The 22,250-nt window shown below is 45.4% G+C and carries 12 protein-coding genes; 9 read left to right on the top strand and 3 right to left on the bottom strand.

The genetic code is table 11. The annotated features are described in order from the left end of the window. The first annotated feature begins 70 nt into the window (after nt 1-70). The 5 genes from CLIN57ABFB40_RS17025 to CLIN57ABFB40_RS17045 all read left to right on the top strand — a co-directional run bounded on the left by CLIN57ABFB40_RS17025 (nt 71) and on the right by CLIN57ABFB40_RS17045 (nt 8,222). A complete protein-coding gene (locus CLIN57ABFB40_RS17025; protein WP_175631177.1) occupies nt 71-1,060 on the top strand; it encodes a GSCFA domain-containing protein in 990 nt (329 codons plus the stop codon). Further along, on the top strand, nt 1,036-3,576 hold the full coding sequence (locus tag CLIN57ABFB40_RS17030; RefSeq protein WP_175631178.1) for a bifunctional UDP-N-acetylmuramoyl-tripeptide:D-alanyl-D-alanine ligase/alanine racemase: 2,541 nt from the start codon (nt 1,036-1,038) through the stop codon (nt 3,574-3,576). The genes CLIN57ABFB40_RS17025 and CLIN57ABFB40_RS17030 overlap by 25 nt, the downstream gene beginning before the upstream one ends. A gap of 191 nt (nt 3,577-3,767) precedes the next feature. Continuing rightward, a complete protein-coding gene (locus CLIN57ABFB40_RS17035; RefSeq protein WP_007751163.1) occupies nt 3,768-3,986 on the top strand; it encodes a twin-arginine translocase TatA/TatE family subunit in 219 nt (72 codons plus the stop codon). Between the two features lie 11 nt (nt 3,987-3,997). Then, nucleotides 3,998-4,822 (top strand): twin-arginine translocase subunit TatC, encoded by an 825-nt coding sequence (tatC, locus tag CLIN57ABFB40_RS17040; RefSeq protein ID WP_175631179.1) that lies wholly within the window; start codon nt 3,998-4,000, stop codon nt 4,820-4,822. Next, on the top strand, nt 4,797-8,222 hold the full coding sequence (locus CLIN57ABFB40_RS17045; protein WP_175631180.1) for a DEAD/DEAH box helicase: 3,426 nt from the start codon (nt 4,797-4,799) through the stop codon (nt 8,220-8,222). The genes tatC and CLIN57ABFB40_RS17045 overlap by 26 nt, the downstream gene beginning before the upstream one ends. 396 nt (nt 8,223-8,618) lie before the next feature. Here the strand turns inward: CLIN57ABFB40_RS17045 and CLIN57ABFB40_RS17050 are convergent, their stop codons facing one another. The 3 genes from CLIN57ABFB40_RS17050 to CLIN57ABFB40_RS17060 form a co-directional block, all read right to left on the bottom strand. Further along, entirely contained in the window at nt 8,619-10,067 is a 1,449-nt protein-coding gene (locus tag CLIN57ABFB40_RS17050; protein WP_175631181.1) for an MFS transporter, read from the bottom strand. A gap of 273 nt (nt 10,068-10,340) precedes the next feature. After that, nucleotides 10,341-11,261, bottom strand: a complete 921-nt coding sequence (kduI, locus tag CLIN57ABFB40_RS17055) for a 5-dehydro-4-deoxy-D-glucuronate isomerase (RefSeq protein ID WP_175631182.1) — start codon at nt 11,259-11,261, stop codon at nt 10,341-10,343. A gap of 63 nt (nt 11,262-11,324) precedes the next feature. Further along, a complete protein-coding gene (locus CLIN57ABFB40_RS17060; protein WP_175631183.1) occupies nt 11,325-12,731 on the bottom strand; it encodes a PTS galactitol transporter subunit IIC in 1,407 nt (468 codons plus the stop codon). A 302-nt stretch (nt 12,732-13,033) separates the two neighbouring features. Between CLIN57ABFB40_RS17060 and CLIN57ABFB40_RS17065 the strand changes: the two genes are divergently transcribed. From CLIN57ABFB40_RS17065 to CLIN57ABFB40_RS17080, 4 genes are all read left to right on the top strand, one after another. After that, a complete protein-coding gene (locus tag CLIN57ABFB40_RS17065) occupies nt 13,034-14,233 on the top strand; it encodes a glycoside hydrolase family 88 protein (RefSeq protein WP_175631184.1) in 1,200 nt (399 codons plus the stop codon). A gap of 9 nt (nt 14,234-14,242) precedes the next feature. Further along, the gene (locus CLIN57ABFB40_RS17070) at nt 14,243-15,214 is read left to right on the top strand and encodes a pectinesterase family protein (protein WP_175631185.1); all 972 of its coding nucleotides are present in this window, start codon (nt 14,243-14,245) and stop codon (nt 15,212-15,214) included. 449 nt (nt 15,215-15,663) lie between these two features. Next, nucleotides 15,664-17,403, top strand: coding sequence for a pectinesterase family protein (locus CLIN57ABFB40_RS17075; RefSeq protein ID WP_175631186.1), 1,740 nt, complete (start codon nt 15,664-15,666; stop codon nt 17,401-17,403). A 331-nt stretch (nt 17,404-17,734) separates the two neighbouring features. Beyond that, complete coding sequence (locus tag CLIN57ABFB40_RS17080) at nt 17,735-22,237, top strand: two-component regulator propeller domain-containing protein (protein ID WP_175631187.1); 4,503 nt, start codon at nt 17,735-17,737, stop codon at nt 22,235-22,237. Nucleotides 22,238-22,250 lie beyond the last annotated feature (13 nt).

Genomic DNA, 22,250 nt, shown 5'->3' on the forward strand with positions numbered 1-22,250 from the left:
ATTTAGTGCAAAAGTACGAAAAGAAAGTCTACTTTTGCATACGAAATGTAATAAAGTGATGGAAAATCGTATGAACTTTCAAACATCTGTGGAATTACCTGCCGGGCTTCCGCCTGTCAGCCATGCAGACCATATCCTTCTGATGGGCTCTTGTTTTGCCGAGAATATAGGCGCTTTGCTAATGGATGCCAAATTCCGGCTGAACCTGAATCCTTTCGGCATTCTTTATAATCCTTTGTCTATCTTATCCGCTTTGCGGGAGATTGCAACGAAAAAAGAATACACGGAGAAAGACCTGTTTGCTTATAGAGGACTGTGGCATAGCCCTATGCATCACGGCTCCTTTTCCGCATCCACTCCGGAGGAAACCTTGCAGAATATCAATGACCGTTTGCAGCAAGCCTGTCAGGTTATGCAACAACTTGATTGGCTGATGCTGACTTTCGGTACGGCTTATGTCTACGAACAAAAAGAAACGGGAAAAGTTGTTGCCAATTGCCACAAACTGCCTGAGAACAACTTCAGCCGCAGGCTTCTTCTTGTAGACGAAATTGTCGATGAATACACTTCGCTGATTACCAGTCTGGCAGCCTGCAATCCGAATCTGAAGATTCTGTTTACGGTGAGTCCCATCCGTCATATCCGCGACGGGATGCATGCCAACCAACTAAGCAAATCCACTTTATTACTCGCTATCGACCGCTTGCAGCAACTCTTCCCGCAGCAGGTCTTCTATTTCCCTTCCTACGAAATAGTACTGGACGAATTGCGTGATTACCGCTTTTATGCGGACGATATGTTGCATCCGTCTCCATTGGCAGTCCGTTACCTGTGGGAACGCTTCTCTGAAACTTTCTTTTCAGCTGACACAAAGCAGGTTATGGCAGAAGTCGAAGATATCTGGCGCGACCTGGCTCATAAGCCCTTTCACCCCGGTTCAGAGGCCTATCAACGCTTTTTAGGACAAATAGTGTTAAAAATAGAACGACTTATCGGAAAATACCCGTACTTAGATTTTCAAAAAGAAACAGAACTATGTCATATGCGATTAAATCCATAGCCCAAAGTATCGGTGCCCGCCGTGTGGGCGACTACGAAGCGACTATTGATTGGCTGTTAACAGACAGCCGTTCCCTGAGTTTTCCTGAAGAAACTCTTTTTTTTGCTTTAGCTACCAAACGAAATAGTGGTGCCCGCTATATCCCTGATTTATATGACAGGGGAGTGCGCAATTTTGTTGTCTCCGAAGAAGACTTTAAAGAAATTGAGAGTGGAGAATTGAGAATTGAGAAATCTGTGCAGCATGATGGCGCGCAGCCAATTCTCAATTCTCAATTCTCAATTCTCAATTTCCTCATCGTCCCCAATCCCTTGAAAGCTTTGCAGAAGCTTGCCGAAGTGCATCGTGAGAAATTCAAGATGCCGGTTATCGGCATTACCGGTAGTAACGGAAAGACGATTGTGAAAGAATGGTTGCACCAGTTGCTCAGTCCGGACCGCTGCATTGTCCGTTCTCCGCGCAGCTATAATTCACAGATTGGTGTTCCTCTTTCTGTATGGCAACTGAATGAAGAGGCGGAGTTAGGAATCTTTGAAGCCGGCATTTCCGAAATGGGAGAGATGGGAGCTTTGAAGCGGATGATAAAGCCTACTATCGGTATCTTGACCAACATAGGCGGTGCCCATCAGGAGAATTTCTTCTCATTGCAGGAGAAATGTATGGAGAAGCTGACGCTTTTCAAAGACTGTGATGTCGTAATCTACAACGGTGATAATGAACTAATCAGCAATTGCGTTGCAAAATCAATGCTGACAGCCCGTGAGATTGCCTGGAGCCGTACCGATATCGAACGTCCGCTGCACATCAGCCGTGTGACAAAGAAGGAAGACCACACCATTATTTCCTACCGTTATCTGGATATGGATAATACTTTCTGTATCCCTTTTATTGATGATGCTTCCATCGAAAATGCGCTGAATTGTCTGGCAGCCTGTCTCTACCTGATGACTCCTGCCGACCAGATAACAGAACGTATGGCACGTCTCGAACCGATTGCGATGCGTCTGGAAGTAAAAGAAGGAAAGAACAACTGTGTGTTGATAAATGATAGCTATAATTCGGATTTGGCATCTTTGGATATAGCCCTAGACTTCCTTGTCCGCCGCTCTGAAAAGAAAGGGTTGAACCGGACGCTTATCCTCTCGGACATACTGGAAACCGGACAAAGCACGGCAACACTCTATCGGCGTGTAGCCCAACTGGTGCAAAGCCGTGGAATCAATAAACTGATTGGCGTAGGACCGGAGATTTCTTCGTGTGTCGCCCGGTTTGATGCCGGCATCGAACGCTATTTCTTCCCCAATACCGAAGCTCTTCTGGCATCAGACGTGCTTAAATCCCTTCATTCGGAAGTAATTCTGATAAAAGGTTCCCGTATATTCAACTTCGACAAGGTATCCGAAGCGCTGGAACTGAAAGTGCACGAAACTATCTTGGAAGTAAACCTGCATGCCATGGTCGAAAATCTGAACCATTATCGTTCCATGCTCCGCCATCCCGAAACGAAGATGATATGTATGGTGAAAGCTTCTGCCTACGGAGCCGGTTCATATGAAATTGCCAAGACCTTGCAGGAACATCATGTCGATTACCTGGCGGTGGCCGTTGCCGACGAAGGCTCCGAACTTCGCAAAGCGGGCATCACTTCCTCTATCATGATTATGGACCCGGAACTTACGGCGTTCAAAACCATGTTCGACTATAAACTGGAACCGGAAGTGTATAATTTCCATCTGCTCGACGCACTTATCAAAGCCGCCAAAAAAGAAGGAATTACCAACTTCCCGATTCACATCAAACTGGATACAGGTATGCACCGTCTCGGCTTTGCCGTGGAAGATATACCTTTGCTTATCCGTCGCCTGAAGAACCAGAGCGCGGTGATTCCCCGTTCGGTATTCTCTCATTTCGTAGGAAGTGATTCTCCCCAGTTCGATGCCTTTACACGCCGGCAGATAGAATTGTTTGAAAAGGGCTCGCAGGAGTTGCAAGCCGCTTTCCCGCATAAGATTTTGCGTCATATCTGCAATACGGCGGGAATCGAGCGTTTCCCCGGTGCGCAGTTTGACATGGTACGGTTGGGAATCGGGCTTTACGGAGTCAGTCCGATAGACAATTCGATTATACATAACGTAAGTACCCTCAAGACAACGATACTTCAGATTCGTGATGTGCCCGAAGAAGATACCGTAGGGTATAGCCGTATGGGGCATCTGACACGTCCTTCGCGTATCGCCGCCATTCCTATCGGTTATGCCGACGGGCTGAACCGTCATTTGGGACGTGGAAATGCCTACTGCCTGGTGAATGGGAAGAAAGCGGTTTATGTAGGCAATATCTGTATGGATGTCTGTATGATAGACGTAACCGACATCGACTGCCGCGAAGGCGACCAGGCGATTATTTTCGGTGATGACCTGCCGATAACGATTCTCTCCGACAAGCTGGATACGATTCCTTACGAAGTTCTTACCAGTATATCGACACGGGTGAAACGGGTATATTATCAGGAATAAAACCGAGGGAGATAAACAAAAACAGAGAACCGATAATTGGATAATCAGTAAATAACAAAATGGTAGACAGTAAACGGTAAATGATGAATGAAAGTGAACTAACATAAATAATTCATTGTTTACCGTTTACAGTTTGCCGTTTTTCTTTATATTTGCACCAACTAATAAAAACCTCTTTATCGAATAAACGTATGACAAACTTATTATTATTAGGTTTCTTGCCTAGTGGTTCCGAGTGGATTATTATTGCTTTGGTTATTCTCCTGCTCTTTGGTGGAAAGAAAATTCCCGAACTGATGCGCGGCTTGGGCAAAGGAGTGAAGAGCTTCAAAGATGGAGTGAATGATGCAAAAGAAGAAATAAATAAGGCAAAAGAAGACCTGGATAAACCGGCGGACTCAAGTAAGTAAAATAAGTACCGATGGCAGAAATGACCTTTTGGGATCATTTGGATGAACTGCGCAAGGTACTTTTTCGGGTGATTGGAGTTTGGTTTGTATTGGCAATAGGTTATTTTATTGCTATGCCTTATCTTTTCGATCATGTGATTTTGGCGCCATGCCACAATGATTTCATATTCTACGATTTATTACGGCATATCGGACAGACATTCGATTTGACCGATGACTTTTTCACACAAGAATTTCAGGTGAAGCTAGTCAATATAAACTTGGCGGCTCCCTTCTTTATACACATGTCGACAGCCTTCTGGATGTCGGTCGTGACCGCCATGCCTTATATTTTCTTTGAAGTATGGCGTTTTATCAGTCCCGCTCTTTATCCTAACGAAAGGGAAGGAGTACGCAAGGCATTAACCATCGGGACAGTGATGTTCTTTATCGGTGTCTTGCTGAGCTATTTCATGGTTTATCCGTTGACGCTCCGTTTTCTTTCCACCTATCAGCTAAGTTCGGAAGTGGAGAACATTCTGTCACTAAATTCCTATATCGATAATTTCATGATGCTGATTCTCTGCATGGGGCTGGCATTTGAATTGCCATTAGTGACGTGGTTGCTTTCATTGCTGGGAGTAGTCAATAAGTCCTTCTTGCGGAAATACCGCCGCCATGCCGTTGTCATCATCGTGATAGCTGCTGCCATTATCACTCCGACGGGCGACCCGTTTACGCTGAGCGTTGTAGCTATCCCGCTTTATCTGCTCTACGAAATGAGTATTCTGATGATAAAGGATAAAAAGAAAACAGAAGAAGAGATTGAAGATGAAGTTGCCTTGTCAGAAAAGTGAAGCGATAGAATCTTATGAGTTACTTTTGGCTGTTTGCCGGGTGGAAGACACCCGGCTTGCCGTAGGGTACAAGCAAATGCGTGACTTGCTTGAACGCGTCTGTCGGTCACAAATGCAAAATGAAAGTTTGCAGATGACCGACCTCTCCGCACGAATCAGCTTTATCGCTGCAAAGATAGACCTTTCGGCAGGAGAACAAAACCGGCTGCATACTTTCCGCCTGACTTCCAACCAAATTCTGAACCGCCGTCTCGAACCGACTAGGGAGAACCTGTTGCGGGATGCTAAAACACTGGCTTTCTTAATCCGTAAACTTTCGGAAGAAGACATACCCGAAGAACTGTACCGATTGCTTCCGAAAGCGGATGCTACTTATCTGGCAGCCCCTCCCGCCCGTAAACGTGTGCAACGGATGCGCGTATGTTTTCAGTATGCAGATGAGCAATACCTGTATGTAACTCCATTGGACGAAGTTTCGGAAACCCCGTGGCTTGTCCGTTACAATATCCCTCAAATAAATGAAGAGTTTGCGGAGACATGCAAACTACTCTGGCGTCACACCCAACTGAACTTATTAGACGTAGCCATTGACGATGAGGGAATACTGACCCCCTCGTTTATCGTTCTCGAACCGGATTACCTGATTGACATCAGTTCCCTTGCCGAGTGTTTCCGCGACTACGGGCATCATCCGGCAAATTATTACCTTTCCCGTCTCCAGCCGATTGAGAATGCACGCCCCCTGTTATTGGGAAATATAGCGAATCTTTTCCTTGATGAATGGATTCACGCGCAGGATGAAGAAATAGACTACCGGACTTGTATGCAGAAAGCCTTCCGACGCTATCCTATCGAGTTGGCAGCCTGCCCCGATTTGCGGGATAAGGAAAAAGAACGCCAATTCTTTGACGACTGCAAACTGCACTTTGAGCATATTCGCGAAACGGTGAATGACACCTTTTATGCCGCCGGATACGAACTTGATAAGACGGACGCTGTGCTCGAACCCTCTTATATCTGCGAAGCACTCGGACTACAAGGGCGCCTCGACTATATGCAGCGGGATATGTCTTCTTTCATAGAAATGAAGTCCGGCAAAGCCGACGAGTACGCCATTCGCGGCAAAGTAGAACCCAAGGAAAACAATAAAGTGCAGATGCTTCTCTATCAGGCTGTTCTCCAATATTCTATGGGGATGGACCACCGGAAAGTAAAAGCCTATCTGCTCTATACCCGTTACCCGCTTCTTTATCCGTCCCGTCCTTCCTGGGCAATGGTGCGCCGGGTAATTGACTTGCGCAATCGGATTGTAGCCAATGAATACAGCATCCAATTACGGAACAGCCTGGAATATACGGAACAGAAACTGGCAGAAGTCAATGCCGCCACCTTGAATGAACGAGGACTGCAAGGACGCTTCTGGGAAACCTGGCTACGTCCGTCTATCGACAACTTCCAAGAGAAACTGAAAGCTCTTTCGCCACTGGAAAAGAAATATTTCTATGCCGTATATAACTTCCTTACCAAAGAACTTTATACTTCCAAATCCGGCGATGTAGACTATGAAGGACGCACGGGAGCCGCTTCTTTATGGCTTTCCACATTAGCTGAGAAGTGCGAGGCAGGGGAGATTATCTATGATTTGCGAATAAAGGAAAATCATGCTGCTGATGAACATAAAGCCCACTTGTTGCTGACACGTTCACGAAACGGAATACAAAACGTACTTCCCAACTTCCGCCAAGGCGATGCCATCATCCTCTATGAACGAAACCATGAGACGGATAACGTAACCAATAAAATGGTATTCAAGGGGAATATCGAGTTTTTGGCAGATGATGAAATCTGCATCCGTCTGCGCTCTACGCAGCAGAATCCTTCCGTACTTCCTGCAGGAAGCCTTTATGCCATAGAGCACGATACGATGGACACCACTTTTCGTTCCATGTATCAGGGATTGTATGCTTATCTCTCTGCTAGACAAGACCGCCGTGACTTGTTGCTTTCGCAACGTCCGCCGAGGTTTGACGAATCACTGGATACCCTTATCTCTCAAGCAAAAGATGATTTCACCCGTATTGCGTTGAAAGCCAAAGCCGCACAGGACTATTTTCTTCTTATCGGCCCTCCGGGAACGGGCAAGACTTCCTGCGCACTAAAGAAAATGGTAGAGACTTTCCATGCCGACAAGGATACTCAAATACTGTTGCTTTCATATACCAACCGTGCCGTTGACGAAATATGCAAGTCGCTGGCTTCTATCCGTCCGATTGTCGATTTTATCCGTGTCGGAAGTGAATTGTCCTGTGACGAGAGCTACCGTTCACATCTGATAGAAAACGAACTGTCGTCTTGCAACCGTCGTTCGGAAGTCTACGAACGTATCCGGAACTGTCGTATTATTGTAGGAACAGTCGCTGCTATTTCCGGTAAACCGGAACTATTCCGTCTGAAACATTTCAATGTCTCTATCATAGATGAGGCTACCCAGATACTCGAACCTCAATTATTAGGAATTCTTTGTGCCCGCGGCGAAGATGACCGGAACGCCATTGATAAGTTTATCCTGATTGGCGACCATAAACAGCTTCCTGCCGTTGTGCTCCAAAATACAGAACAGTCTGCTATTTATGATGAAACATTACTGTCGGTTGGTTTGACAAATCTGAAAGACTCGTTGTTTGAGCGCCTTTACCGGAATTGTTCTTCTAGCAACGATAGCACACCGTCTGTTATTGCCGACAGCGCATCATCCGTTACTGCCGATAACACATTGTCAGCTACCGGTCGTTCATTCGACATGCTTTGCCGTCAAGGGCGCATGCATCCCGAAGTTGCTTTGTTTGCCAACCGTGCTTTTTATGGCGGTCGTCTGATTCCCGTCGGATTACCTCACCAACTGGAAGATTCCGAGCATATTTCCCGTGTCGCCTTCTATCCTTCCGTGCCGGAGCAAGCAGGAACGTCTGTCAAGATAAACTCTTCGGAAGCTCGGATTGTTGCCAAACTAGCTTCCCGGATTTACGAAAGCAACCGTGCGAATTTTGACGAATCCCGCACATTAGGAATCATAACCCCTTACCGGAGCCAGATAGCTCTTATTAAAAAAGAAATAGAAACATTAGGTATTCCCGCCCTCAATCGGATACTGGTAGATACTGTCGAACGTTTTCAAGGCAGCGAACGGGATGTGATTATCTATTCCTGCTGTATTAATAGTTATTATCAGTTAAAATTTGTCTCTAATTTAACAGAAGAGGATGGAGTACTGATAGACCGAAAACTGAATGTAGCCCTTACCCGTGCGCGGAAACAGATGTTTCTGACGGGTGTACCAAAGTTCTTGAAAGCTAGTCCGCTTTACCAAAGTTTATTAAAATTAATAGAGAACCGGGAGTGATTTGCTAATTTTTGCAGATGTTAGTCTTTATTCTCTCTTTATGCGATTCATTAACACCTCTATAATGAACAAACGCCTATATTTGCAGCACGTTTTTTTCATAGAGATTTAGATTTAAGGTTAGAAGAATTGTGGAAGTCGTGAGACTTCCCTTTTTTTCATCTTAACGTTTACTATTCTTCATTATTGGAATGCAAAGACACTGCTTTATTAGTGTTTCAATTCCTTTTTATAGTTGCAGGATGGTGATGCAGGGTAAGTAAACCTAAAAAGCCTTCTTCGTGAGAAGAGGCTTTTTTGTTTTTTCATTGAAATAAAATTTTGTGAAATTAATAGAGGGCGGCTCGTGATGAGTCGCCCTCTTACATTATTATAATAATCTTGAGATTGGATTGCTTAGTCCAATACGATAGGTTTGTACTTCGGTACTAATGCCTTCATGATTATCCAGCCCACCAGATAAGCTACGGCACAGATACAGAACATGATGAAATATCCGGCAGGTTTGCCTTCAAATCCCATAAATGTCATGTGTGTTTCGTCAGCGTGAACAAACAGAAGACCTGCGCCGAACTGCATCAGCATAGAGCCTACGCCACCGGCCATACCGCCGATACCTGTAATACTTGCAATCGCTGTTTTCGGGAACATATCACCTACGGTAGAGAAAATGTTAGCCGACCATGACTGGTGGGCAGCGCCACCGATACCGATAAGGATAACTGGGAACCACGGAGAGAACGTACCCAACGGTTGTGCCAGCAATACTACCAACGGGAAGAATGCGAAAATCAACATCGCCTTCATACGCGCAGCATACGGATTCATACCCGTCTTATTGATAAAGATAGTCGGAAGTTTACCACCATAAATAGACAGCATAGTCACAGCGTAAAGTGTGAAAATCAATGCCATACCCAATCCGTCGGAAGTCTTGATATCAAATTGGGTGTTCAGGTAAGACGGAGTCCAGAATAAGAAGAACCACCACACACCGTCCGTCATAAACTTACCGGCAGCAAAAGCCCATGTCTGCTTGTAAGTGAAACATTGAAGGAAGCTCATCTTCTTTTCGTCTTTCTCTTCAACAGCTACAGGGGCAGCACCTTCTTCGTATTTATCCTGCTCGATGTAATCCAATTCGGCTTTGTTGACGTGCTTACTCTTTGACGGAGCATCGTACATGAATACCCACATACCCATCCAGACGAAACCGAGTGCACCGATAACGATAAATGCCATTTCCCATCCCCATGCTTTCGCAATCAGCGGGATAGAAACCGGAGCAATCAAGGCACCGATAGAAGCACCGGCGTTGAAGATGGAAGTAGCGTAAGCGCGGTCTTTCTTAGGGAAGTATTCTGCTGTTACTTTGATAGCAGCCGGGAAGTTACCCGCTTCACCGAGAGCCAGGATACAGCGTGCGGCAAGGAAACAGTACATACTTACGGTAGCCAGTACCACCACTACGTCGCCCGTAGCCGCCATCAGTTCGGCTGCGCTATGCAGACCTACATATTGTTCGGTTACGATTCCGCAAAGTGCGTGCATACAAGCACCTGCCGACCATACACCGATTGCCCAGAGGTATCCCTTCTTCGTGCCCATCCAGTCGATAAAGCGACCGGCGAACAACATACATATTGCATATACAATAGAAAAAACGGAAGTAATCGTACCGTAGTGAACTTCGTTCCAATGAAATTCCGGCTTAATAAACTCGTCCCAGGTAAGGGAAAGCACCTGGCGGTCGAGATAGTTAACTGTAGTAGCAAAGAATAGCATAGCACAGATAGTCCATCTGTAGTTTGTCATTTTCTCGCCTGTTTTTTGAAATGCATTCATGATAATGGATTTAAATAGATTTTGATTCGTTGACAAAGGTCGGTATTTCGACTGGATTTCATTTGTAAAATTTGGTCGAATTCATGTATTATTCGTTACATTTATATGCTATTTGTTTCAAAGAGTATATTTATCGTTTCATAACACGTCTAGTCTGTAACGTTGGGGGGAGGTTGAAGTATATAAAACCCGGAAAACTTCATCCCTTCTCCCGGCGGGGGAAAGGATGAAGTTTCTCGGATTTTATATATGTAATGCAGAGCCGCGCAACGATTAGCGCATTTCTGTATATTTGAGCTTGTCCATGTCTCCGTAGTCGAGGTTTTCACCAGCCATACCCCAGATGAACATGTAGTTGCTTGTTCCGGCAGCAGCGTGGATAGACCATTCCGGTGACATGATAGCCTGTTCGTTCTGCATCCATACGATGCGTTCTTCCTGAGGTTCGCCCATGAAATGACAGATGGCGTTGTCGGCAGGCACATTGAAATAGAAGTAGGCTTCCACACGACGGCTGTGAGTATGAGCCGGCATTGTGTTCCATACGCTACCCGGTTTCAGTTCGGTCAATCCCATTTGCAGTTGGCAAGGGCCTTCTTCAAGTACATTGTTCACAATCAACTGGTTGATAACGCGGTCGTTACTTTCTTCCATCTTTCCTGCTGCGAAAGAGTTAGCTTTCAGAGAACCTTTGCGTCCGTCGATAGTAATCAACTGAGTCTTGTATTCCTTGTGGGCAGTAGCGGAGTTGATATAGAACTTGGCGGGATTACTTGAATCTTTGCTTTTGAAAGTCACCTTCTGCTTGCCTCTACCTACGTACAGAGCATCTTTGAATTTCAAAGTATATTCTTTTCCGTCAACAGTTACGATACCTTCGCCACCAATGTTGATGACACCCAGTTCGCGACGTTCCAGGAAGAATTTAGCTTTCAGCGGGTCGATAGTTTCCAGTACCAGTTCTTTAGTTGTAGGAACAGCACCACCGAAGATAAGGCGGTCGTACATAGAATAAGTAAGGTTGATTTCGTTCGGAGCCATTACTTTTTCCATCAGGAAGCTACTACGCAGGCGGTTTGTATCATACGTTTTCACGTCTTGCGGACTGCAAGCCACTTGCATCTTGTAATTCACCTGGGCAGAAGCAGACATAGCTGCGATGCCCAACATCATTGCAATTGCTAATTTTTTCATCTTTCGAATTTTTATTTGGATTATATATTATATACTACTCATTGTCAGTTACGGGTTTTCAACTTATTCCTTGTTACCGTTCAATGCATTTTTCGCATCGTTTCTAGTCATGCGGATACGGTTGTAGATTGCCATTCCGAGTGCAAGAACCACGAGGATGGCAGGACCGATAATCTTCAAACTGTAAGTCAGGTGGAAGATACCCCAGCAGAAAAGGCTGGAAGCGAAGTCGAGTGCGCCGCCTTCAAAGCCTGCGGGAATATTCACTGTCGGGTCGCCCGTAGCGGCATATACGTCTTTAGCAGCCAAAGTGAAGAATCCTGCAAGTTCAGTCACGAAATACAGACCGACGATTAATGCTACCAAGCCGATAATGAATGACTTCACTACGTTACCTTTTGTAATAGGCAGAATCATCGGGAACAAATAGAACATACCTGCCAGGGAAGCCAACGGTAAGAAACGATTGCCCGGGAGGATAACTGCAAGGAAAATGGTTACAGGAATCAAAAGCAATGAAACCACCAGCGTAGTCGGATGACCGATAACCAGTGCGGGGCTCATACCGATGCTCAGACCTGTATTGCTCTTATATTTTTTAGCGATAAGTTCGCGGGTAGCGTCAGAGATAGGTTTCAAACCTTCGATGAAAAGACTGGTGATACGGGGAATCAATTCCATTACCGCACCCATCTTGATACCCAGTCCGAGAATGCCCGGAATACTGTCTACCACTTCTTTCCAGCTTCCGCAGCCCAATGCCCCGATAGCGCAACCAATCACGATACCCAGGAACAACGGCTCGCCCATCAGACCGAATTTCTTCTTCATACCTTCCGAGTCGATATTCAGTTTGTCGAATCCCGGAATCATATCGAGCAGTTTGTTGATAACAATAGCGAACGGAACAAAACTTTGGCAGAACGGTTGAGGAATAGAGATACCGTCCATTTTATCATAGAACTTCTGGAAAGCGGGAGCGGTCATATCAGCCATTACCAGCGTAATGATGTAGCAGATGATGGCAGCGAAGAATCCCCAGTAGATATTGTCGGAAGCAAAATAAACGATGGCTCCGATAAATGCGAAGTGCCAATAGTTCCAAAGGTCGATATTGACGGTACGTGTTGTCTTGGTAACCAACATAAGGATGTTGACACCCAAGCAAACCGGGATAATGAAAGCACCGACCGAAGTATTGTAGGCTACTGCTGCCGCAGAAGGCCAACCCATGTCGAAAATACCCAGTTCCAATCCGTAGATTTCTACCATTTTACTTAGTGCAGGGCCCAGGCTGCTGGTGAGCAACGCTGTCACTACCGACAATCCGACGAAACCGACACCTACTAATAAACCGCTTTTCAGCGCTTTAGCAAATTTAATTCCGATACATACTCCTAAAATTGTGAAAATGACCGGCATCATCACTGCCGCCCCAAGACCGATAATGTACTTGAATACTTCTTCCATTCTGTTCTATTTTTTCTCTGTTTTAAATGATAAATAACTGTGTTTCCCCCAGAGGGTATTAGTTGTAAACCGTGCCAAAAGTACGACCTTTTCCGCTTTCTTCCAAAACGAAACTATTAATTTATTAGATATTGCATCAAAAATGGACATTTTTGACGTTTACGTGCACAAAATTAGTCGTTTCCGTGCACGAAAAACAAAAAATGCACCTACTTGATTAAAAAATCCAACTGGCTTTGGCGGAAAAACACTACTTTCGTACCGTGAAAGACTCGTATGTTTAATCCTTAAAATAACAAACCATGAGACGAACCCTTTTTTATAATTTTTTTATATTGGCTCTACTGGTCTCAATAGCCCTTCCGGCATTCTCCCAGCAGGTAGACAGCAAACTGCCCTGGTCTGTACGGATGACTGAATCGGAGATGATTCGCTATCCCGAATCCTGGCAACTCGACTTCCAGCCGAAGTTGAAGTGGGATTATTGCCACGGACTGGAACTGGGAGCCATGCTCGACGTTTACGATACGTATGGCGACAAGAAAATTCGCGATTATGCCATCGCGTACGCAGACACGATGGTGCACGATGACGGAACGATTACCGCTTATAAATTAACCGATTACAGTCTCGACCGCATCAACTCCGGAAAGATTCTTTTCCGTATCTATGAGCAGACGAAGAATCCTAAATATAAGAAAGCGCTCGATTTGCTTTACAGCCAGTTCGCGGGACAGCCCCGCAACGCGGACGGCGGTTTCTGGCACAAGAAAATTTATCCCCATCAGATGTGGCTGGACGGACTTTATATGGGGGCTCCTTTCTATGCGGAATATGCGTTCCGCAACAATCTTCCGCAGGACTATGCGGACGTAATCAACCAATTTATCACTTCTGCTCGTCATACATACGACCCGAAAAACGGTCTGTACCGTCACGCTGCCGACGTAAGCCGCACCGAACGCTGGGCAGACCCGGTGACCGGACAATCCAAACACAGTTGGGGACGTGCTATGGGTTGGTATGCCATGGCTTTGGTGGATGCTTTGGAGTTTATCCCGAAGCATGAGGCCGGAAGAGATTCCCTGCTTGCCATTCTGGATAACATTGCCGTTCAAGTGAAGAAACTGCAAGACCCGAAGACCGGGGGATGGTATCAAGTGCTTGACAAGAGCGGTGAGAAAGGGAATTATCTCGAATCATCCTGTTCTGCCATGTTTGTTTATTCCTTATTCAAGGCAGTTCGTTTGGGCTACATTGATAAGTCTTACCTCGATGTAGCGCTGAAAGGATACAAAGGTTTCCTTGATAACTTTATCGAAGTGGATAAAAACGGATTGGTGACCATCACCAAAGCCTGTGCCGTAGCCGGACTGGGCGGGAAGGTGTACCGTTCTGGTGATTATGAGTATTATATCAACGAAACTATCCGCAATAACGACCCCAAAGCAGTAGGACCGTTTATCATGGCAAGCTTGGAATACGAACGCTTACAAAAATAATTTCTACCGATGAAAAGGGCATTTTTTAAAGGAATGATGTTGTTGCTCCTGCTTGGTGCGGGGGGAACATCGGTCTATTCGCAACAACAGCAACGCAAAGATACGTTAGTTGTCGCACGCGACGGGACAGGAGATTATCGGATTATTCAGGAAGCAGTGGAAGCCGTCCGCGCTTTTATGGACTACACGGTGACTATTTATATCAAGAATGGCACGTACAAAGAAAAACTGGTGATTCCCTCTTGGGTGAAGAACGTGCAGTTGGTGGGCGAGAGTGCTGAAAAGACGATTATCACGTATGATGACCATGCCAATATCAACAAAATGGGAACATTCCGCACCTATACTGTCAAGGTGGAAGGCAATGACATCACTTTCAAAGACCTGACGATTGAGAATAATGCGGCTCCTTTGGGGCAGGCAGTGGCCCTTCACACCGAAGGCGACCGGCTAATGTTCGTCAATTGCCGTTTTCTCGGCAATCAGGATACTATCTATACAGGTTCGGAAGGAGCCCGTCTTTTATTTACCAACTGCTATATAGAAGGTACTACCGACTTTATTTTCGGTCCTTCTACGGCACTTTTTGAATATTGTGAGCTGCATAGCAAACGTGATTCGTATATCACCGCCGCTTCGACTCCTCAAAATGAAGAGTTCGGCTATGTCTTCAAAAACTGTAAACTGACCGCTGCTCCGGGAGTGAAGAAGGTATATCTAGGTCGCCCTTGGCGTCCGTACGCCGCTACGGTGTTTATTAATTGTGAGTTTGGCGGCCATATCCTCCCCGAAGGATGGCATAACTGGAAGAATCCGGAGAATGAAAAGACAGCCCGTTATGCGGAATTTGGAAATACAGGCGAAGGTGCAGGTACATCGGGACGTGTGGCATGGGGGAAACAGCTCACAAAAAAGGAAGCATTGAGGTACACACCGGAGAATATCTTTAAAGAAAGCAGTAACTGGTATCCTTATAAGTAGAAACATTAGCGCTTCTGATAGGTTCTACGCTACGAAATGTTTGTTTCCATTACTTGAAACTTGAGTTTCTTCAGCGTGAAACTAAAGTTTCTATTGCTTGAAACTAGAGTTTCATCAGTAGGAAACTAAAGTTTCTGACGCTTGAAACTAATAGTTTCAAAGCAGAAAACGAAGTGTTTCAAGCCTTGAAACACTTTGTTTCACGGCATTGAACACTTTGTTCCAATAAGGATGAGCAAACTTGGATACGAGAGAAATGTAGCTTCCGGTAGCTTTTGGAAATAAAGAAATAAAGAAGGTTGGGAAGCGGTGATAGGTGATAGATTGGGTGATAGGTTGAAAAACAACCTATCACCGCTTGAAATGCCGATGAATAGGGCGTTTGATGGATGTCGGTGATAGGTGAAAGATAAAAATGATTTTTTTATTATAGTGTATAGTATAAAGAAATGAAAGAAAATAGAAGTAAATTAGTACTGTTGTTGGCAGTTGCCTTTGTTCTCTGCTCTGCATTTCGCGCGGACAAACCTGTCGTAACTATCTTTATGATAGGGGATTCGACTATGGCTAACAAGAAGTTGGACGGCGGAAATCCCGAACGTGGCTGGGGAATGGTACTTCCCGGATTTTTCTCCGAAGACATAAAGATAGACAATCATGCCGCCAACGGACGCAGTTCCAAGAGTTTTATCTCCGAAGGGCGTTGGGCAAAAGTCATCTCCAAAGTGAAGAAAGGTGATTATGTCTTTCTCCAGTTCGGACATAATGATGAAAAAGCGGATTCTATCCGACACACCGAACCGGGAACTACTTTCGATGACAATCTCCGCCGTTATGTAAACGAAACCCGCGCGAAAGGTGGCATCCCCGTATTGTTCAATTCCATCGTCCGCCGTAACTTCGTCCAACCGCAAGATGCTTCCATCACTAAGGATATCCGCCGGACACCGGGGGAAAAAGAGCAACCCAAAGAAGGAACGGTCTTGTTCGATACGCATGGAGCTTATCTGGATTCTCCACGCAATGTAGCGAAAGAGCTCGGAGTCGTATTTATTGATATGAACAAAATCACTCACGACTTGGTGCAAGAGCTTGGACCGGTAGAATCGAAAAAGCTTTTTATGTTTGTCGCCCCCAATCAGATTCCCGCTTTCCCGAAAGGTCGTGAAGATAATACTCACTTGAATACCTACGGAGCGCGAACCATCGCAGGCCTGGCTGTTGATGCCATCGGCAGGGAAATTCCCGAACTGGCAAAATATATCCGTCATTACGATTATGTGGTAGCCCAAGACGGTAGCGGTGATTTCTTTACCGTGCAGGAAGCAATCAATGCCGTCCCCGACTTCCGTAAAAATATCCGTAGCACGATTCTAGTTCGTAAAGGCACTTATAAAGAAAAGATTATCATCCCTGAAAGTAAGATTAACATCTCCTTGATAGGAGAGGATGGCGCAGTATTGACTAATGACGATTTCGCCAATAAGAAAAACGTATTCGGTGAAAATATGGGAACTTCCGGCTCATCCAGTTGTTATATCTATGCCCCGGACTTCTACGCGGAAAATATCACATTCGAAAACTCATCCGGTCCCGTAGGGCAAGCTGTCGCCTGCTTTGTCTCTGCCGACCGTGCATTTTTCAAGAATTGCCGCTTCTTAGGCTTCCAGGATACCCTCTACACTTACGGCAAACAAAGCCGCCAATATTACGAAGACTGCTACATCGAAGGAACCGTTGATTTTATCTTCGGCTGGTCTACCGCTGTGTTCAATCGCTGCCATATTCACAGTAAGCGTGACGGCTATGTGACCGCCCCTTCTACCGACAAAGGAAAAAAATACGGTTATGTCTTTTACGACTGCAAGCTCACCGCAGAACCGGAAGCTACAAAAGTATATCTTTCCCGTCCTTGGCGTCCATATGCGCAAGCTGTATTTATCCGTTGTGAACTGGGAAAACATATTCTTCCCGAAGGATGGAACAACTGGGGTAAAAAGGAAAACGAGAAAACTGCCTTTTATGCCGAATATGAGAGCTGTGGCGAGGGAGCCAATCCAAAAGTGCGTGCTGCTTTCTCCCGTCAGTTGAAGAACCTGAAGGGATATGAGATAAAAACAGTCCTGGCAGGAGGTGATGATTGGAATCCGGTAGAAGATGGAAATAAGTTGTTGGATGTAAAACGTTGATTGTACCCGAAAGGATATTATTTTCTATTAGAGATATTAATATCCAAGGGTTGAGTTTTTCCACCATTATTAGCTATTATTCTTTTTGAATGTTTTAGTCTCGTTTTCTCTCATGGCTTGGATTTTCTGTTTTAAGGTCGTATCTTTTGTTTTGGTATCCACTGGATTTTAATATGAAATTCGGTGGATGCTTATAGGTAAAAGAACGATGTCTCCATTTAAAAGAATCTCCTGATTCTGTTAAATAGCTGGTAAGGATTGTGTTAAACTACTGTTATTTTCTTATATTTGTTCCTTTGTTATAGCACCATTAATTATTAAGGACATAATAATGATAAAAAAAATCTTATATCTAGCTATTTCGAGTTTACTAGTCTGGACAGCGGTACAGGCGCAGACAAACAGCTTTTTCACCCATTATTCTACAGAAGACGGATTATCACAAAATACGGTGATGAACATCTTGCAGGACCATAAAGATAATCTCTGGTTTGCTACCTGGGACGGAATCAACCGTTTCAACGGATACACATTTAAGACGTACAAGGCACGTCAGGGAAATTATATCAGCCTGACAAACAACCGGGTGGACCGCCTGTATGAAGATTGTTATGGTTTTATTTGGCTATTAACCTATGATAACCGTGTCCATCGTTTTGACCCGAAGACCGAGACTTTCGAACAGGTTCCGGCTGCCGATGAAGAGGGGAGTACCTATTATGTGGGAGCTATCAAAGTATTGTCGAATGGTATCGTTTGGTTATTGACCGAGAGTGACGGTGCTATCCGTGTCAGCACGAATCCCGAAAAAGGGCATCAACTGGATATTGATATATACTCCCGGAAGTCGGGCTTGTTTCCCGCCACTCACGTATATCAGGTCTATGAGGATAAGGCAGGCAATGACTGGCTGCTGACCGATAACGGACTGGGCATGATACCCTCCGGTGAGAAAACACCGGTTTCTTATTTTGTCGATACCAAAGGAAAGTCCGGCGGGATGAACCAGGCTTTTTATGCGGTTCAGGAGCGTGACGAGGATATTTGTTTTGCTTCGGACAAAGGAAGAGTCTGGCGTTATCAGAAAAGTAACGGTGAGTTTCATTTGCTCGAGATTCCTACCAAAGCCAATATTACCGCTATCTATGCCGAACAGGAAAAGGCAGTCATGGCGACAGATACAGACGGGTTCTTCACCTATGACATGAAAACCGGAGAGAGTGTGCACTACTCCCATGTGACTTGCAAAGACTTACCCGATAAACCGATTCTTTCCATGTATGTGGACCGTGCTTCGGAGATTTGGTTCGAACAGGAAGAACTCGGTGTGGTGGTTCATTTCAACCTTGCCACCGGAGTGGTGAAGCGGGAACAGATGAAAGTGGAATATAGCAATGCCGACCGTTCCCGTCCTGCTTTTCACATCCACGAAGATGTGAACGGATATTTGTGGGTGCATCCGTATGGCGGCGGTTTCTCTTATTTCGACCGCGAACGGAACTGCCTCGTTCCTTTTTATGATGATTTGGACAGTCATAACTGGCGTTTCTCTAATAAGATTCATATTGCTTTCTCGGACAAACAGGGTAATCTGTGGCTTTGTACCCATTCGAAGGGATTGGAAAAGGTCACTTTCCGCAATGTCCCTTTCTCCATGCTGACCCCGGTTCCTCACGAATATGAATCGTTAAGCAATGAGACGCGGGCTATCTGTGAAGATAAGCTGGGTAATCTGTGGGTAGGGCTGAAAGATGGAATCGTGCGTATTTATGATTCCAACCGTCAGTATAAAGGTTATTTGACGGAGAGCGGAACGATTGCTCTTTCCGGTGCTCCGATGCAGGGGACTGCTTACTTTATTATGCAGGATTCAAACGGCGTAATGTGGATTGCTACGAAAGGTAACGGACTGGTTTCCGCACGTCAGACTTCACAGACCGGTATGTCGTATCGGCTGACACGCTACCAGCACAATAAGGATGATATGTATAGCCTGAGCGACAATAATGTATATTGTGTGTACGAAGACCATCACGGACGCATCTGGGCGGCTACCTTTGGCGGCGGTATCAATTACATTACTCAAAATCAGGAAGGGGAGACGCTCTTCATCAATCACCGCAATAATCTGAAAGGGTATCCCATTGACTTGTGCTATCGAACCCGCTTTATCACTTCCGATAACAACGGGCGTATATGGGTGGGTACGACAACAGGGGCTATCGCGTTCGACGGGAATTTCAAGAAGCCGGAAGATATACAGTTTCATCATTTCTCGCGTGTACCTAATGATACGAACAGCTTGAGCAACAACGATGTGCACTGGATTATCCCGACTAAAAAGAAAGAACTTTACCTGGCTACTTTCGGCGGCGGACTGAATAAACTGTTGTCTATCGACAAAGACGGTCACGGAGAGTTTAAGTCTTACTCGGTGCTCGACGGGCTTTCTTCGGATGTGTTGCTCTCCATTCGCGAAGACCATAAGCAGAATCTTTGGATTAGCACGGAGAACGGCATCTGTAAGTTCATCCCTTCCGAAGAGCGTTTTGAAAATTACGACGAACGGAGTATCAGCTTCCGGGTTCGTTTCAGTGAGGCGGCTTCGGTATTGACTTCCAAAGGGAATGTGATGTTCGGCACCAGTAACGGGGTATTTATGTTCAATCCGGACTCGATACGGAAAAGCAGTTATGTGCCGCCGATTGTTTTCGGCAAATTGATGGTGAATAATGAGGACGTCACTCCGGGAAAAGCATCTATACTGAAAGTAGATTTGGATGAAACGGAAAAACTGGTGCTTTCGCATGACGAGAATATTTTCTCTCTTCAGTATGCGGCACTTGATTACACGAATCCGCAGAATATACAATATGCCTATATTCTCGATGGATTTGAGAAGCAGTGGACGTTTGCGGATAAACAGCGGAGTGTGACTTATACCAATCTACCGAAGGGCGAGTATGTATTCCGTGTCCGGTCTACCAATAGCGACGGGGCGTGGGTGGAGAACGAGCGTACGCTGGATATTGTTATTCTTCCCTCTTTCTGGGAGACTCCGGTGGCGTATGTGCTCTATGTATTGTTTATACTGATTATTATTCTTGTGGCTGTTTATATCCTGTTCACAATTTACCGGCTTAAACATGAAGTATCCATCGAACAGCAGATTTCGGATATAAAGCTGCGTTTCTTTACCAATATTTCCCATGAGCTCCGTACACCGCTTACGCTGATAGCGGGTCCCGTGGAGCAAGTGTTGAAGAATGATAAGTTGCCGGAGGATGCCCGTGAGCAGTTGGTGGTGGTAGAACGGAATACCAACCGTATGCTTCGTCTTGTCAACCAGATTCTGGACTTCCGTAAGATTCAGAACAAGAAGATGAAGATGCAGGTGCAGCGTGTGGATGTCGTTCCGTTTGTACGCAAGGTGATGGATAACTTCGAAGCCGTTGCCGAGGAACACCGGATTGATTTCCTGCTCGAGACGGAGAAGCAGCATTTGTATCTTTGGGTAGATGTGGATAAGTTGGAAAAGATTGTGTTTAACCTGCTTTCCAATGCTTTCAAGTACACACCGAACGGGAAAATGATTACAATTTTTATCCGCGAAGATGAGAATACTGTTTCTATCGGTGTGCAGGACCAGGGTATCGGTATTGCCGAGAATAAGAAGAAATCGCTGTTTGTCCGTTTTGAGAATCTGGTGGACAAGAATCTTTTCAACCAGGCGAGTACGGGTATCGGGCTTTCATTGGTGAAGGAGCTTGTGGAGATGCACAAGGCAACTATTTCTGTCGATAGCCATTTGGGAGAAGGAAGTTGCTTCAAGGTTGATTTCCTGAAAGGAAAAGGGCATTATGATGAGGAAGTCGAATTTATCCTTGATGATGCGGAAGCTCCCGTAAGAATGGGGCAGGTGGTGGATATTGCCAATGCGTCGCTCCAGTCTGAAACTTTGGCGGCTAATTCCAAAGAGATGATGTTGCTGGTTGAAGATAATCAGGAATTGCGTGAGTTCCTGCGTAGTATATTTACTCCGATGTACAGGGTGGTGGAAGCTGCCGATGGTATGGAAGGTTGGAGCAAGGCGTTGAAATATCTGCCGGATATTATTATCAGTGACGTGATGATGCCCGAAAAAGACGGTATTGAGATGACCCGGGAACTGCGTGCGGATATGACGACCAGCCATATACCTATTATCCTGCTTACCGCCAAGACTACTATCGAAAGTAAATTGGAAGGGCTGGAGTACGGTGCGGATGATTATATAACGAAGCCTTTCAGCGCTACGTATCTGCAAGCCCGTGTGGAAAACCTGCTGATGCAGCGCAAGAAGCTGCAGAGTTTCTACCGCGATAGCCTGATGCATATCAACATGTCTGCTGTCCCCGAAAATTTGCCTGTACCGGCAGAGGTTGTATCAGAGGAAGCAAACGAGGTTGAATCGGGGCAGGGAGCGCAGCCTCAACCTCAACCTACTGTTCCCGATATGTCTCCCAACGACCGTAAGTTTATGGATAAACTGGTGGAACTGATGGAGCAGAATATGGATAATGGCGACTTGGTAGTAGATGATTTGGTACGCGAACTGGCTGTCAGCCGTTCGGTATTCTTTAAGAAACTGAAAACGCTTACCGGGCTGGCGCCTATCGAGTTTATCAAGGAAATCCGTATTAAGCGTGCCACCCAACTGATTGAAACCGGAGAGTTTAATATGACTCAAATTTCGTATATGGTCGGTATTAATGACCCGCGTTATTTCAGCAAATGCTTCAAGGCGCAGGTGGGGATGACGCCGACAGAGTATAAGGAGAAGGTAGGCAGGTAGGAAGTAATAATTG

This window comes from Bacteroides acidifaciens (genome assembly GCF_903181435.1).
Taxonomy (GTDB): Bacteria; Bacteroidota; Bacteroidia; order Bacteroidales; family Bacteroidaceae; genus Bacteroides.